This is a genomic window from Rhodanobacter glycinis, from assembly GCF_900114325.1.
GTDB classification, from domain to species: domain Bacteria; phylum Pseudomonadota; class Gammaproteobacteria; order Xanthomonadales; family Rhodanobacteraceae; genus Rhodanobacter_A; species Rhodanobacter_A glycinis.
Window position 1 is genome coordinate 1 of record NZ_FOSR01000022.1, and the last position, 12,614, is coordinate 12,614.

Genomic DNA, 12,614 nt, shown 5'->3' on the forward strand with positions numbered 1-12,614 from the left:
TCGGGGGTGTACACCCCCAACCGTTGGCCCGCAACGCTTCTCGCTCCCATGGCTGGATTTATTCCGGACAGCAGTGTGCGCAGGCAGGAATCCAGCGCCTTTGCACTCAAGAGATTACAGTCGCTGGATCCCAGCTTGACCGGCCCTTCGGCCGTCGAGAGCCGCTGGGATAACGAGCAAAATCAGACTTTCCTTCAGGCGATTTCCATCGCCATGGCGTGCAGCCGCTACACTGCGCGGCGCATGCGATTCGATATCCATCTCCTGTACCTGTTGCTGCGCCTGCTTGGGCGTCTCCCTTTGCGTACGCTGCATGGCGTGGGCTCGTTTTTCGGCCGTCTGGCGCTTTGGCGGCATGGGACGATGGCCCATACCGCAGCGGTGAACCTGGCGATTGCACGGCCCGAGCTGGATCGTGCGGCGCGTGGCCGGCTGCGCCGCGAAGCGCTGGCCGAGGTCGGCAAGTCAGGCGCGGAGATCGTGAAGATCTGGGGCGGTGGCGCCGAGCGTGCACTGTCGCTGGTACGCGAGGTGCGCGGCGGTGAGTTGTTCGATGCCGCGCTGGCGGCCGGCAAGGGCGTGATCATCGCCGCGCCGCACCTGGGCTGCTGGGAACTGCTGAACTACTGGCTGTGCCGTCGCACGCCGATGGCGATCCTGTATCGGCCGCCCCACCTTGCCGCGCTGGAGCCACTGCTGCGCAAGGTGCGCGGAGCGCTGGCGCCGGAGCAGGTACGTGCGGAAGGCGCGGGTGTGCGCACCTTGTACAAGCGGCTGGCCGCGGGCGGCACGGTCGGCATCCTGCCCGACCAGAAGCCGCGTGCCGGCGAGGGTCAGCTGGCGCCGTTCTTCGGTCGCGATGCACTGACCATGGTGTTGCTGCCGCGACTGGCCGCGCGCACCGGGGCCGCCGTGCTGTTCGCCTTCGCCGAGCGGCTGCCACGCGGGGTGGGGTATCGCATCCATTTCCTGCCGGCGCCGGAGGGTTTGGCCGACACGGATACGGCGACCGCCTGCGGCGCGCTCAATCGCGGTGTCGAGGCGTGCGTGGAGCGGGCATTCACCCAATATCAATGGCATTACCGGCGCTATACGGCGAACAACCTGCCCAATCCCTATCGCGAAGGAGCGGGACTGGTATAGCTCTTGCGGCCCCGCCGCAGGGTCGGTGAAGGAGCGCACCCTGTGCGCGATGCTTCTGGCTTTTCCCGGTTTCGATTCGGTCCAAGTACAAAAAGCATCGCGCACTAAGGTGCGCCTACCTTTTCGCCTGGGGCGAGGTTGCTCAGGTTTTTTCCAGTCGCCGCAGAAACACGGCCATCTCTTTTTCCGCCTGCTTGTCGCCGCGTTGCCGTGCGGCGTCGATGCCTCGCTGCCAGGCGTAGGCGGCACCCGCGTCGTCACCGGCGGCGAGCAAGGCCTTGCCGAGTCCTTTCCAGGCCGCCGAATAGGCGGGGTCGAAGGCCAGTGCCTGGCGCAACTCGACTACGGCCGCGGCGGCATCGCCGGCGTCCAGCAGCGCGTTGCCCAGCGTGAGTCGCAGCAGGGCGCCATCGCGAGGCCCGCCGCATTGGGCGCGCAGGCTGTCGATATTCATGGCAGGGTGCGGTAGCGCCAGTCGTCGGCGGAATGGATGCGTGGCGGCTGCGACGGCTCCGGCGGCGTGACGCCGCTGCGCAGGTCCGCCAGCGTGCCGGCCGGCCACACCACATCCCACGACGAGCGGAACGGCTGCGCCAGCAAGGCATAACGCAGGGCCGCCGGCGTCAGCGTGTGCGGGTGCTCCACGATCAGCCCGTCCGGATGCGCCTTGGCGAAGGCCTGGATGGACGCCGTGTCGCGCAGTTCGGTGATCGGCTGGGTCAGTCGGGCGGCAAAGTGGAATTCGCCGTCGTAGCTGCCCACATAGCCGATGGCGTGATGCTGGGCGCCGGCCATGGCCAGCAATTGCGTGGTCGGGCGCAGGTCGTAGCGATGCCACAGGGTCAGCGTGAACAGCGTGTTCAGTGCCAGCGTGCCGATCAATCCGGCAAAGGCCAGCCGGCGCATCTCGCCCCGTCCGCGCAGCAGCAGGAGCAGACCCAGCAGCACGAACAGGGCACCGAAGTAGCGGCTGTACGGAGCCGCGCCGACCATCCATTCGCCATGCAGGCGATGGGCCGTCACCAGCGGCGGCAACACGAACATGAACAGTCCCAGCGCGATGCTGCCCACGCCCAGTGGCCAGGTGCCCAGCCACACGTGGTTGGCCAGCCCGGCGCGGCGCTCGCGCAGCAAGGCCACCGCGCCGGCCAGCAGCAGCATGGTGCCGGCCAGTTCCGGCAGCAGGTAATACAGCTGCTTGCCGCGGACCAGCGAGAACACCACGAAAGTGGGCAGCACCCAGCACAGCGCGAACCGCAGGCCCGGCGACAGTGGTCGACGCAGCATGGCCAGTGCCACCCAGGCGCGCGGCCAGCCGATGAACGGGAACAGCAGCACCGGAAGCATCAGCACGTACCAGGGCACGGCATGCGCGTGGCTCTGCAGCGGCTCGGCCGATTTCACGCCGTGGACCACGCGTGCCGCGGTCTGGGTGAAGAACAGGCGATGGCGGTATGCATCGCCACCGGCAAACCCGGCCGGCAACGCCCAGGCCAGCAGCATCACGAGGCCCAGCAGCACGGACAACGCGCCGAAGCCGTACCAGCGGGCGCGATGGCTGCGGGCCCAGTCGCTCCACAGCGGGCCGAGCAACCACGGAAACAGCACGTGCAGCAACATCACCGGGCCCTTGGTCAGCAGCCCCAGGCCGATGCAAACGCCGAACAGCAGCCAGCGCGGTTCCTCGCGCTGCGCCTTCGGTACTAGGCACACCAGTGCCGCCAGCACCCACATGGCCAGCAGCGCGTCGTACATGATCTGCAGGCCGAACAGGAACGCGTAGGACAAGGCCAGCAGCATCCACGGCGCCGCTTTTGCCACCCACGGCCGGGCCGGGAACATGCGGCGCGCCAGCACCGCCAGCAACACCAGCTCGATGGCGCCGAACGCCACTTCGAGCACGCGCGGCCATATATCGTTTGCGCCGAACACGAACCAGCCGGCATGGATCAGCCAGAACAGCAGCGGCGCCTTTTCGCTATACGGCTGGCCATTGAGGTGCGGCACCAGCCATTGGCCGTGGCTCCACATGTCCCAGGCCACCGCCAGCGTACGGGTGGAGTACAGCGGCATCGGCCCGTGCGAGAAGATCGCCAGCAGGGCAACCAGCAGCCATAGCGGCAGCCACGGCCAGAGTGATCGCAGGTGTTCGAGTCGGCTGTAGGCGCTGGATGGCACGAACGATCCTCTGGGCTAACGGCGGCAAGGCCGTGATTCTAGGAGCTTGGGCGGTAGAAATCTTCCGGGCTGCAAAAGCGTCTGCGTGGTCCATATTTGACCAGCTTCGCTGTTATGAAGCGCTTCGTCGCTTCTTGGCCCATAGAACCACTATGGGCCGGCGAATCGTCGAAAATCTGTCCTCACGCAGCCACTTTTTCGCCTCGAAAGTTTCTACCACCCAAGCTCCTAGCGGTTTGGGTGCGTGCGAGCCGTGATCGGCCATGGACGAGGCGAAGATGTCAGGCCCGGCCCCAGTATCCGATACGGCGCCTTATTTTCAGCTTTCGCCACAGGTTCAGCGGTTTGCGCCGGCGGTTGCGGCCACCGCCGGCGATGAAGGCATCGATGGCATCCAGTACGCGTTCGCTGGAACGGCCGTCGCGGTAGGGGTGGATGGCGTCGGCGTAGTCGCGGATCGCCTGCATCAGCTCGGGTGGCCTGGCCAGTGCGCGCTCGATCGCCGGCTCGAACTCCTTCGGGTCGTCGATATCGATCAGCTGCGGGCCGGGTCGGCGGTTCTTGAAAGTCACCACCGGCTTGCCAGTGAGCAGGAACTCGTTCAGCGCGGACGAGGTGTCCGAGCACATCATGTCGACCTGCGGGAACAGTTCCAGGATGTTGTCGTTCTCGGCGAACGTGAGGTACGCGTTCTGCAGCGCCTTGAACTTCGCCGTGGTCTCCGGATTCATCTTCGGGTGGAAGGTGACGATCCAGCGCCAGCGGCCGTCGCGCGACAGCCGCTTCACTTCCTCGTACAGCGTTTCGGCGGCGCTCCACGAGGGCGAGAAAGTGGAGTGGTAGAGGATCACCGGCGGCTGGCGCACCGGCGGCAGCGGGCCGCTGATCTCGCGCATGAACGGGTCGATCTTGGGGAAGCCGGTCTCGGTGACGCTGAAGTGGCCGACCTTGTCGGCAATGGCACGGAACTGCGCAGTGTCGCGCGGGCCGGTGGTGCAGTACAGGTCGAAGAAACCCCGCACGTAGATGTGCCGCGGCTTGCCAGCGTCGAAACCGTGGAAGGTTTCCACTTTCACGCCGGGGAAGAAATGCGGCACCGCGTTGGACGAGGTGATGACGGCTCGCGGTTTCCACGCGCGCACTTCGGCCACGCTGAGCAGGCGCTCGCCTTCCACCAGATCCTCGGCGCCGGGGCCGTCGAAGAACCACGCCGCCTCATCGCCACGAGCGCGGATCGCCGCCTGGATCGGGCGCAGGATCGCCAGCGCATAGCGCTCGGAGCCGTAGAGAAGGTAGCGCTTGCTGGAATCCGGGGTGGTCAATGATCGAGTCCGCTGCGGGTGAGTGCGGCCGCGGCGCTGTCACGCGAGGCGGGGTTGCGGCGCATTTCGTAGTAGCGCATGCGCTTGTAGGCGGCGTAACTGGCGGCGGTCTGGGCGATGGTGTAACCGCGCCAACCATCCAGGAAGCCGAGCCGGAACACGTAGTCCTTGAGAAAGGCCAGCGCGAACACGAACGGCGTCTGCCACATGCGTACCGGCTTGTTCTTGTCCAGCCAGTCGCGGCACTTCAGCTCGGAGTACAGCAGCACCTTGAGCTGCTTTTCCACCAGGCTGGGATTGTTGTCGTGCAGGAACGGCGCCTTGAAGGTGATCGAGCGGCCGTCGAAGCGCAGCGATTCATGCACGCGCGCATCGCTCCAGCGGGCCCGGTTGCGGTGGTACAGCCGTGCCATCTTCTCGCCCATCGCGGGTCGATACCAGCGCATCGGCTGGCCCATGTACAAGGTATGGCGGCGCAGGCTGGCCGCGGCAAGGTCACCGGCCATCAGCGCGGGCAATTCCTGCTGCATCTCCTCGGCCAGCTCCGGCGACAGGTACTCGTCAGCATCCAGCGCCAGCATCCAGTCGTTGCGGCCCTGTGTCGTCGCGAAATTGCGTTGAGGGCCGAAGCCCAGCCAGTCCTGATGGATCACCCGCGCGCCGTGCGCCTGGGCGATTGCCACCGTGTCATCCGTGCTGCCCGAATCCACCACCAGCTTCTCGGCCGCAAACGGCACGCTGTCGAGACAGCGCGCTATCTTGGCCGCTTCGTTGCGGGTGATGACGACAAGGGTCAGCGGAAGGCTTGGCATGCCGGGATTTTAGCTGGATTGCAGCGGCTTCGTGATGCAGGGGGGCTTTGTGTAGCGGCCAGCCCATGTGGCTTGGGCGAGTCGGGATGCCGCTTCTGCCGAGCCTGCGATGCGCCGGTGCGCGCTGGACGCGACATGAATAACATGTAAGGTAGTTATGCTGGCAGATTCCCCCGGTGAACTGGTCTTCAGTCACGCTGCCGCATGATCTCGCTTGGCATGTCTGGCCGGTGTGCCGCGCCGGCACCGGGTAATATCTTGTGGGTAAGGCCATGTGGCAACGAAGTGACAAGATCGGCAGGACGGACATGCGTGTGAACGGACAGGGAACGTGGTCGCCACCGGCGGTGTCGGAAGCTGGAGTGGATGGATCATCAGGCGGGCCGAAATCACGCATGAACAATCTGCGCCAGCTCCTGCCCGGTCGAGGGGAGGCCGTACTTGGCCTCGGCATCGGCTGGATGATGATCGGCATGCTGGTGATGCCATCGAGCGTTTCCTACAACCCGGGGCGGCTGTACCAGATCAGCCTGATCCTGTTGCTCTATGTGCCGGCGCTGTACCTGCTGTTGCGGCGGCGTGCGGCGGTCTGGCGCGAGCTGTGGCCGCAGCCGGCGTTTCGCGTATTCCTGCTGTTGCTGGCCTGGGCCACAGCGTCGCTGGGCTGGGCCCAGTTGCAGCGGACGGGCGACGAATTCGGGCGCATTCTCAGCGTGGCGCTGTTCGTGCTCGGCTGCCATCTCTGGGCCGGCGAACGGCCGCAACGCATGCGCGTGCTGTTGACCCTGGTCGGTTGGGGCATGGCGTTGTGTGCATTGGTCTACAGCGTGATGTTCCTGCGTACGACCCCGTCGCCGGACGATTCGCGCATTGCCGGCAGTGGCGTGATCGCCACTTCGAATTACGCCGCTGCCGCGATGGGTGCGGCCTGCGTATGGCTGGCGCAACTGCCGCAACGTCGGCGTGCCGGCAGCATTGCCTGTCTGGTGGCGGTGGCATCGCTGCTGGTATTCGTCGCACTGACCCAGTCGCGCAGCGTGTGGCTGGCGCTGGCAACCTGCGCCGTACTGACGCCGCTGTGGCAACGCCGCCGCGCCACGCTGGTCGTGGCGTTGGGCGTGTTCGTGCTGGCCGTGGTCGCCCTGGCGTGGCGGCCGGAAGTGCTGATGGATCGGGGCGCATCGCACCGTCCGCAGATCCTGGTGAAGGCGCTGCACATGATCGCCCTGCATCCGTGGGTTGGCCTGGGCCAGGGCACGGATTTCGTCATCCAGGTGGGCGGAGAACATCTGACCCACAGCCATAATGTACTGACCCAGGCGGCGATCATGCTGGGCCTGCCGGGCATGCTGGTGATGATGGTGATGTGGGGACTGGTCGCGTGGAGTGGCTGGCGCCATCGTGGCGCGCCGCTGGGTCGTGTGGTGCTGGGCCTGTGGGTCTATGCCAGCGTGGCGCTGCAGTTCGACATGCCGCAACTGCTGGACAGCCCGCGGCCGGGCTGGCTGCTGATCTGGTTGCCGTTTGCACTGGCATTGGGGCTGGAAGCGCGCGATCGCGCACGGCGTGAACCGCTGGCTCGCGTACACTAAACCGTTGGCGCTGCGGGCGCCGGTTGCTGGCTGCGAGGATCGATGAACAGAGTACTGGTTACCGGTGGTGCCGGCTTTCTCGGCTCACATCTTTGCGACCGGCTGCTGGCCGATGGCCACGATGTGCTGTGCGTGGACAACTTTTTCACCGGCAGCAAGCGCAACGTGGCGCACCTGCTGAACCATCCTTATTTCGAATTGATGCGCCACGACGTCACCTTCCCGCTGTACGTGGAAGTGGACCGCATCTTCAACCTCGCCTGTCCGGCCTCGCCGGTGCATTACCAGCACGATCCGGTGCAAACCACCAAGACCAGCGTGCATGGCGCGATCAACATGCTCGGCCTGGCCAAGCGGGTGAAGGCGCGCATCCTGCAGGCCTCGACCAGCGAGGTGTACGGCGACCCGGAAGTGCACCCGCAGACCGAAGGCTACTGGGGCAAGGTCAATCCGATCGGCATCCGCAGCTGCTACGACGAAGGCAAGCGCTGCGCCGAGACGCTGTTCTTCGACTATCACCGCCAGCACGACCTGGACGTCAAGGTGGTGCGCATCTTCAACACCTACGGCCCGCGCATGCATCCCAACGATGGCCGCGTGGTGAGCAACTTCATCGTGCAGGCGCTGAAGGGCGAGGACATCACCATCTACGGCGACGGCAGCCAGACGCGCAGCTTCTGCTATGTCGACGACCTGATCGAAGCCTTCATCCGCATGATGGCCTCGGAGCGCGGTTTCACCGGCCCGGTGAACATCGGCAACCCGGTCGAGCACACCATGCTGCAGTTGGCCGAGCGGGTGATCGCGCTGGTTGGCGGCAAGTCGAAACTGGTGTTCCGCCCATTGCCGGCCGATGACCCGCGCCAGCGCCAGCCGGATATCTCCTTGGCGAAAAGCAAGCTGGGCTGGCAGCCGAAGGTGGCGCTGGATGACGGTCTGCGCGAGACCATCGCCTACTTCCGGCAACTGCTGGAGGCCTGACGTGGCTGCGCCGCTCACCTTCTCCGTCGTCGTCACCAATTACAACTACCGCGAGTTCGTGGCCGAGGCGGTGGATGGCGCGCTGGCGCAGACGCGTGCACCGCATGAGGTGATCGTGGTGGACGACGGTTCCACCGACGGTTCGCCCGATTATCTGCGCGAGCGCTACGGTCGCGATCCTCGCGTGAAGCTGCTGTGCGGCGAGAATGGCGGCCAGCTGGCCGCTTTTCAGCGTGGATTGGCTGCCGCCGAGGGCGATCTGGTGTGCTTTCTCGACGCCGACGATCGCTGGGGCGTCGATTACCTGCGTCAGGTCGGCGAGCTGTTCGAGTCACGCAAAGACATCGATTTCGTGTTCTCCGACGTGCGCCTGGTCGGCAACGAAGCGGGCGTGCAGGGCTATGCGAAGGAAGCCACGGACCTGGGTTACACCGTGCTCGGCACCTGGGTGCACATGCGCTGGTACGGCGCGCCCACCTCGGCGCTGGCATTGCGCCGTCGGCTGGCCGAGCGCGTGCTCGACCTGCCGGGCGACTTCGTGGCGAACTGGCGCATCTCCGCCGACAACTGCCTGGTATTCGGTGCCAGCATCCTCGGCGCGAAGAAGTACTACCTGCCCACCGGCCATGTCGATTACCGCATCCACGGCCGCAACGGCTGGTGGCACGAGCAGGCGCGCATGCGCGAGTTCGCCGCGCAGTTCCGCTCGCGCTGCCTGATCAACCACTACGCCGAACGGATGCACCTGGACACGCAGGCGCTGAATCTGGCCAAGGCCGAGTTCAAGTCGCGCGCCAATCCCAGCTGGGACGATGCCCGCCTCTACGCCGACATCGCCCTGCGCGGCAGCGCGCCATGGTGGAAGCGCGCCGAGCGTGCGCTGGCGATCTTGCGGCATGGCCTGCGCGCGCGTCGGAAAAAAGCCGAAGCATGAAGGTCAGCCTGATCGTCCTCACCTACAACTGGCCCGCGGCACTGGATCGCGTGCTGGCCAGCGTGGCCGCGCAGACGCGGCTGCCGGACGAGGTGGTCGTGGCCGACGACGGTTCCGGCGAGCCGACGCGTACCGTGGTCGAACGCTGGGCTGCGACATGTCCGTGTCCACTGCGCCATGTCTGGCAGGAGGACATGGGCTTTCGCGCGGCGCGCTGTCGTAATCGTGGCATCGCTGCCAGCCGTGGCGACTACGTGATCCTGATCGATGGCGACATGCTGCTGCATCCGGCGTTCGTGGCCGATCATCTGATGCTCGCCGAGCGCGGATTCTTCCTGCAGGGCGGCCGACTCAAGGCCACGGCGGCGGAGACGGCGCGTCTCCTGGCGGGTCGGCGGCCGGTGTTTGCACCGTGGCTGGCGGCGGACTTCCACGCGTTCGATGGCACCAACCGGCACTATGCATTCCACGCACCGCTGCTGGCCCGCTGGAAGGCGCGTCAGCGGCGCGGTGGGCGCGTGATGAGCTGCAACATGAGTTTCTGGCGCGATGACCTGTTGCGCGTCAACGGTTTCGACGAACGCATGGAAGGGTATGGGGCGGAAGACCGCGAACTGGCCGCGCGCCTGGGCAATGCGGGCGTGCGCCGGCGCCAGCTGAAGTGGGCGGCGCTGGCCGTGCATCTGGAACATGCCTCACGCGCGCAGCCGGATGTGGACGACATGAGTCTGCCCAACAACCGCCTGTTTCGCGACACGGTGGAACAGCACATCACGCGGTGCGAGCGTGGCATCGATACGCATCTGGCGGAGTTTGCGCGAGCGGCAAGCGCCGAGTAGCCGTTCGCTGCCGGCACACGCTGGCCGGTTGATGATTGCCTGCGCCGGGTCTTCCCGCGATCACATCTGTGGGTATTCCGCGCCGAGGCGCGTCAGGTGCGCTCAATGGCGCACATGGCCTCGTGCAGGCGCGCCGGGAATGCATCACGGTTGGCCTCGTACCACGTGCGTGCAGCCTGACCCAGGCGTTCGGCCTCGCTGGCATCCATTGCGATGCAGCGCTCGATCGCCGCGGCCATGTCCGTATCTGCAAACCGATACAGCGTGGCCAGATCCTGCTGGCCGCTGGCTTGCGCCGGCACCAGCACGCCGCGCGCCGGGGTGACCAGTTCGTTCATGGGCGCGGCATCCAGGGTCAGCACGACGGCGCCACAACTCATCGCTTCGGCCAGGTAGTGGCCGTAACCTTCGGTTTGCGAGGGGCACAGATGGAAGCGGTGCTCGTTCTGCAGACGGCGATAGCTGGCGTCGTCCAGGTGCTCGCGAATCAGGCGCACGTTGTCGGGCAACGCCCCGTGCTCGATGTGCTTGCGCCGCCACACCACGGTCAACGTCGGCCACGCGGGATGGGTGGCCCAAAGCGCAAGCAGGGCCGCCGTGCCCTTGTTGCCGCTGCGACCGGGGCCGTGGAAGAACGAGGCCTGGCGCGGCACGTCCGACAGATGACGATCCGGGCTGCTGAAGCCGATGTAATGCGTCCGTGCGCCCAGGGCGGCGAACAGCGCTTCGGCGTGGCGGGTCTTCACCCATACCGCATCCATCTGCGCCAGCGCGGCGCGGTCCTGCGGGCGAAAATATTCCGGATTGGGCACCAGCACGTTGCGATGCGCGGCGGCGGCAAACTCGGGGCGGATGCGTTCCAGCATCAGGTTCACGTCGAAGGCGGGCACGCTTCCGGCCAGGCGACGGCGGGTCAGCCACTCGGCCAGCCGGCCGCGATGCGCCAGTGCGGACAGCGTGACCTCGCTGCCGTTGTGACGCAGCGCATCGGCCAGCAATGCCATGTCGCGACTGAGTCCGGCGCCGTTGTCGCGACCGATCAGTTGGCAGCGCGTTGGGTCTGCCTCACTGCTCGGCATCGTCGGGGTCCACCACGTTGTCGTCATCGGAGGCCGGCGGAGTGCAGCCGGGAATCACCGCCGCCGCCTTGAACAGCCACCAGTCGCGACGGTTGGCATGGCCGAGGTTGATGGCCTGGTCGCGTCGCACGCAATCGCCCATGGCGTCCTGCTCGGCGAAGATCCAGCGCGTGGCCGGAGCGGCCGCCTGCCATTGCACGGCGCGGGCAAATTGCAGATGCGCCGGCACGCTGAAGCCGAAATCGACCGCGGGACGATCCAGCATCAGCAGGTTCTGTTCTTTCCAGTCGACCAGGCCAACCTGTTCGTGCGGGCCCAGATGCGCGCGCACTTCGGCCATCAGGGCGCTCGACGAGCTGGTCGGGTTGAGCAGCGGATAGGCCCACAAGCCCCACGCCAGCCACAGCACGGCCATGCCGCCCGCCACCGCCCACACCGCGTGACGCAACCGCAACACCAGCAGCAGCGCCAGCTGGCTTGCGCCAATGACAACGCACATCCACCACAGGCCCGCTTCGTTGCCTTCGAAACCACGCGATACCGACAGCTTCGCGGCGAACGCGGGGTGCGCGACCAGGGCATAGCCGCCCAGCAGCAGCACGGCGGTGCCCAGAATGCCGAGGAAGACCAGACCGGACACGCGCAGCCAGCGCCGTTGCAGCAGGTCCTTCATGAACGGCCCGCTGATCAACGCGACGATCGGCAATACCGGCAGGATGTACACGTCGCGCTTGCCTGCCGACGCGTCGAAAAACAGCAGCACCAGCACGATCCAGCCCAGCGGCACGCCGATACGCGCGTCCTTCGCCTTGAGTTGTTGCCACCAGCGCGGCAGCGTGCCCGGATAAGTCAGCGACAACGGCAACCAGCTGAACAGCACGATCGGGATGTAATAGAACGCCGAGTGGATGTGATGCCATGCATGCGCGTAACGGCCAGCCGTCTGGTGCAACAGGATGTCATCGACGTAGGCGGGATAGATCGGGTTGTCGCGACGCACATGTGCCGCCCACAGCATGGGCAGCAGCCACAAGGCGATCGCCGCCAGGGTCGCCACCAGTCCAAGCAGCCAGCGCCACCACGCGCCTTGCGGCATTCGCGTCACGCCATCCCAGCGCCAGCGCAGCACCGCCACGTAAGGCAACAGCATCAGCAGCGCGAGGAAACCCACGCCCTTGGTGATCACGCCCAGGCCCGCGCAGAAACAGCCCAACCAGTAGGCGCGCCAGTTGGGACCGCACAGCAGGTGGCGCAGCAGGCCGTAGTTCGCGGCGGTGATGAAGAACATCACCAGCGGATCGATCTGCGCCCGCTTGCACTGGTAGACGAACTGGAACGCCAGCAGCAGACCGGCCGCCGCATACCAGCCGGCCTGGCGGTTCCACAGGCGGCGGCCCAGGTCGTAGATCAGCACCAGGCTGCCCAGCGCGGCCAGCAACGAGGGCAGCAGGAATGCCACCCGCCAGGACCGCACGACCTCGAAGCTGGCCGCTTCCAGCCACATCAGCATCGGCGGCTTGTCGGCATACAGTTCGGTGCCGCGGTGCGGGAACAGCCAGTCACCGCTTTCCACCATGTGCTTCGCCACCAGGGTGAAGCGTGGTTCGTCAGACGGCCATGGATCGCGCAAGCCCATGCCGACGCCAATCAGCACCAGCGCGGCGAACATCAGCAACCAGAACTGGCGGCGTTCCTGTGGAGTGGCTTGGGTAGATGGCGTCATGGCTCGGTTGC

11 protein-coding genes are annotated in these 12,614 nt (G+C 66.2%); 5 read left to right on the plus strand and 6 right to left on the minus strand.

Annotated elements, in window-relative coordinates; genetic code table 11:
* Positions 1 to 243: 243 nt before the first annotated feature.
* A complete protein-coding gene (locus BMY90_RS16185; protein WP_092705239.1) occupies positions 244 to 1,143 on the plus strand; it encodes an LpxL/LpxP family acyltransferase in 900 nt (299 codons plus the stop codon).
* Between the two features lie 142 nt (positions 1,144 to 1,285).
* Here BMY90_RS16185 and BMY90_RS16190 read toward each other — a convergent pair whose 3' ends face one another.
* The 4 genes from BMY90_RS16190 to BMY90_RS16205 form a co-directional block, all read right to left on the minus strand.
* A complete protein-coding gene (locus BMY90_RS16190) occupies positions 1,286 to 1,597 on the minus strand; it encodes a tetratricopeptide repeat protein (RefSeq protein ID WP_092705216.1) in 312 nt (103 codons plus the stop codon).
* Positions 1,594 to 3,321, minus strand: a complete 1,728-nt coding sequence (locus tag BMY90_RS16195; RefSeq protein WP_092705217.1) for an ArnT family glycosyltransferase — start codon at positions 3,319 to 3,321, stop codon at positions 1,594 to 1,596. Before BMY90_RS16195 ends, BMY90_RS16190 begins: the two co-directional genes overlap by 4 nt.
* A 281-nt stretch (positions 3,322 to 3,602) precedes the next feature.
* Entirely contained in the window at positions 3,603 to 4,643 is a 1,041-nt protein-coding gene (locus tag BMY90_RS16200) for a CDP-glycerol glycerophosphotransferase family protein (protein ID WP_092705218.1), read from the minus strand.
* Positions 4,640 to 5,455, minus strand: coding sequence for a glycosyltransferase family 2 protein (locus tag BMY90_RS16205; protein ID WP_092705219.1), 816 nt, complete (start codon positions 5,453 to 5,455; stop codon positions 4,640 to 4,642). The genes BMY90_RS16200 and BMY90_RS16205 overlap by 4 nt, the downstream gene beginning before the upstream one ends.
* A gap of 395 nt (positions 5,456 to 5,850) precedes the next feature.
* On the opposite strand from BMY90_RS16205, the gene BMY90_RS16210 reads away from it, so the two are divergent.
* From BMY90_RS16210 to BMY90_RS16225, 4 genes are read left to right on the plus strand one after another with little or no spacing between them, the layout of a single operon-like run.
* A complete protein-coding gene (locus tag BMY90_RS16210) occupies positions 5,851 to 7,047 on the plus strand; it encodes an O-antigen ligase family protein (RefSeq protein WP_175481604.1) in 1,197 nt (398 codons plus the stop codon).
* Positions 7,048 to 7,089: 42 nt separating this feature from the next.
* Positions 7,090 to 8,028 (plus strand): UDP-glucuronic acid decarboxylase family protein, encoded by a 939-nt coding sequence (locus tag BMY90_RS16215; protein WP_092705221.1) that lies wholly within the window; start codon positions 7,090 to 7,092, stop codon positions 8,026 to 8,028.
* A 1-nt stretch (position 8,029) separates the two neighbouring features.
* Positions 8,030 to 8,962 (plus strand): glycosyltransferase family 2 protein, encoded by a 933-nt coding sequence (locus BMY90_RS16220; protein WP_092705222.1) that lies wholly within the window; start codon positions 8,030 to 8,032, stop codon positions 8,960 to 8,962.
* Positions 8,959 to 9,801 (plus strand): glycosyltransferase family 2 protein, encoded by an 843-nt coding sequence (locus tag BMY90_RS16225; protein WP_092705223.1) that lies wholly within the window; start codon positions 8,959 to 8,961, stop codon positions 9,799 to 9,801. Before BMY90_RS16220 ends, BMY90_RS16225 begins: the two co-directional genes overlap by 4 nt.
* A 92-nt stretch (positions 9,802 to 9,893) precedes the next feature.
* Here BMY90_RS16225 and BMY90_RS16230 read toward each other — a convergent pair whose 3' ends face one another.
* Positions 9,894 to 10,880 carry a glycosyltransferase gene (locus BMY90_RS16230; protein ID WP_092705224.1) on the minus strand — a complete coding sequence of 329 codons (987 nt, stop codon included), beginning with the start codon at positions 10,878 to 10,880 and terminating at the stop codon, positions 9,894 to 9,896.
* Positions 10,867 to 12,603, minus strand: coding sequence for an ArnT family glycosyltransferase (locus BMY90_RS16235; protein WP_092705225.1), 1,737 nt, complete (start codon positions 12,601 to 12,603; stop codon positions 10,867 to 10,869). Before BMY90_RS16235 ends, BMY90_RS16230 begins: the two co-directional genes overlap by 14 nt.
* Positions 12,604 to 12,614: the final 11 nt, after the last annotated feature.

Coding starts and splice junctions, on each gene's coding strand:
- BMY90_RS16205 (WP_092705219.1), bottom strand. CDS start 5,455: ATGCCAAGCCTTCCGCTGACCCTTGTCGTCATCACCCGCAACGAAGCG.
- BMY90_RS16185 (WP_092705239.1), top strand. CDS start 244: ATGCGATTCGATATCCATCTCCTGTACCTGTTGCTGCGCCTGCTTGGG.
- BMY90_RS16230 (WP_092705224.1), bottom strand. CDS start 10,880: ATGCCGAGCAGTGAGGCAGACCCAACGCGCTGCCAACTGATCGGTCGC.
- BMY90_RS16235 (WP_092705225.1), bottom strand. CDS start 12,603: ATGACGCCATCTACCCAAGCCACTCCACAGGAACGCCGCCAGTTCTGG.
- BMY90_RS16215 (WP_092705221.1), top strand. CDS start 7,090: ATGAACAGAGTACTGGTTACCGGTGGTGCCGGCTTTCTCGGCTCACAT.
- BMY90_RS16210 (WP_175481604.1), top strand. CDS start 5,851: ATGAACAATCTGCGCCAGCTCCTGCCCGGTCGAGGGGAGGCCGTACTT.
- BMY90_RS16190 (WP_092705216.1), bottom strand. CDS start 1,597: ATGAATATCGACAGCCTGCGCGCCCAATGCGGCGGGCCTCGCGATGGC.
- BMY90_RS16225 (WP_092705223.1), top strand. CDS start 8,959: ATGAAGGTCAGCCTGATCGTCCTCACCTACAACTGGCCCGCGGCACTG.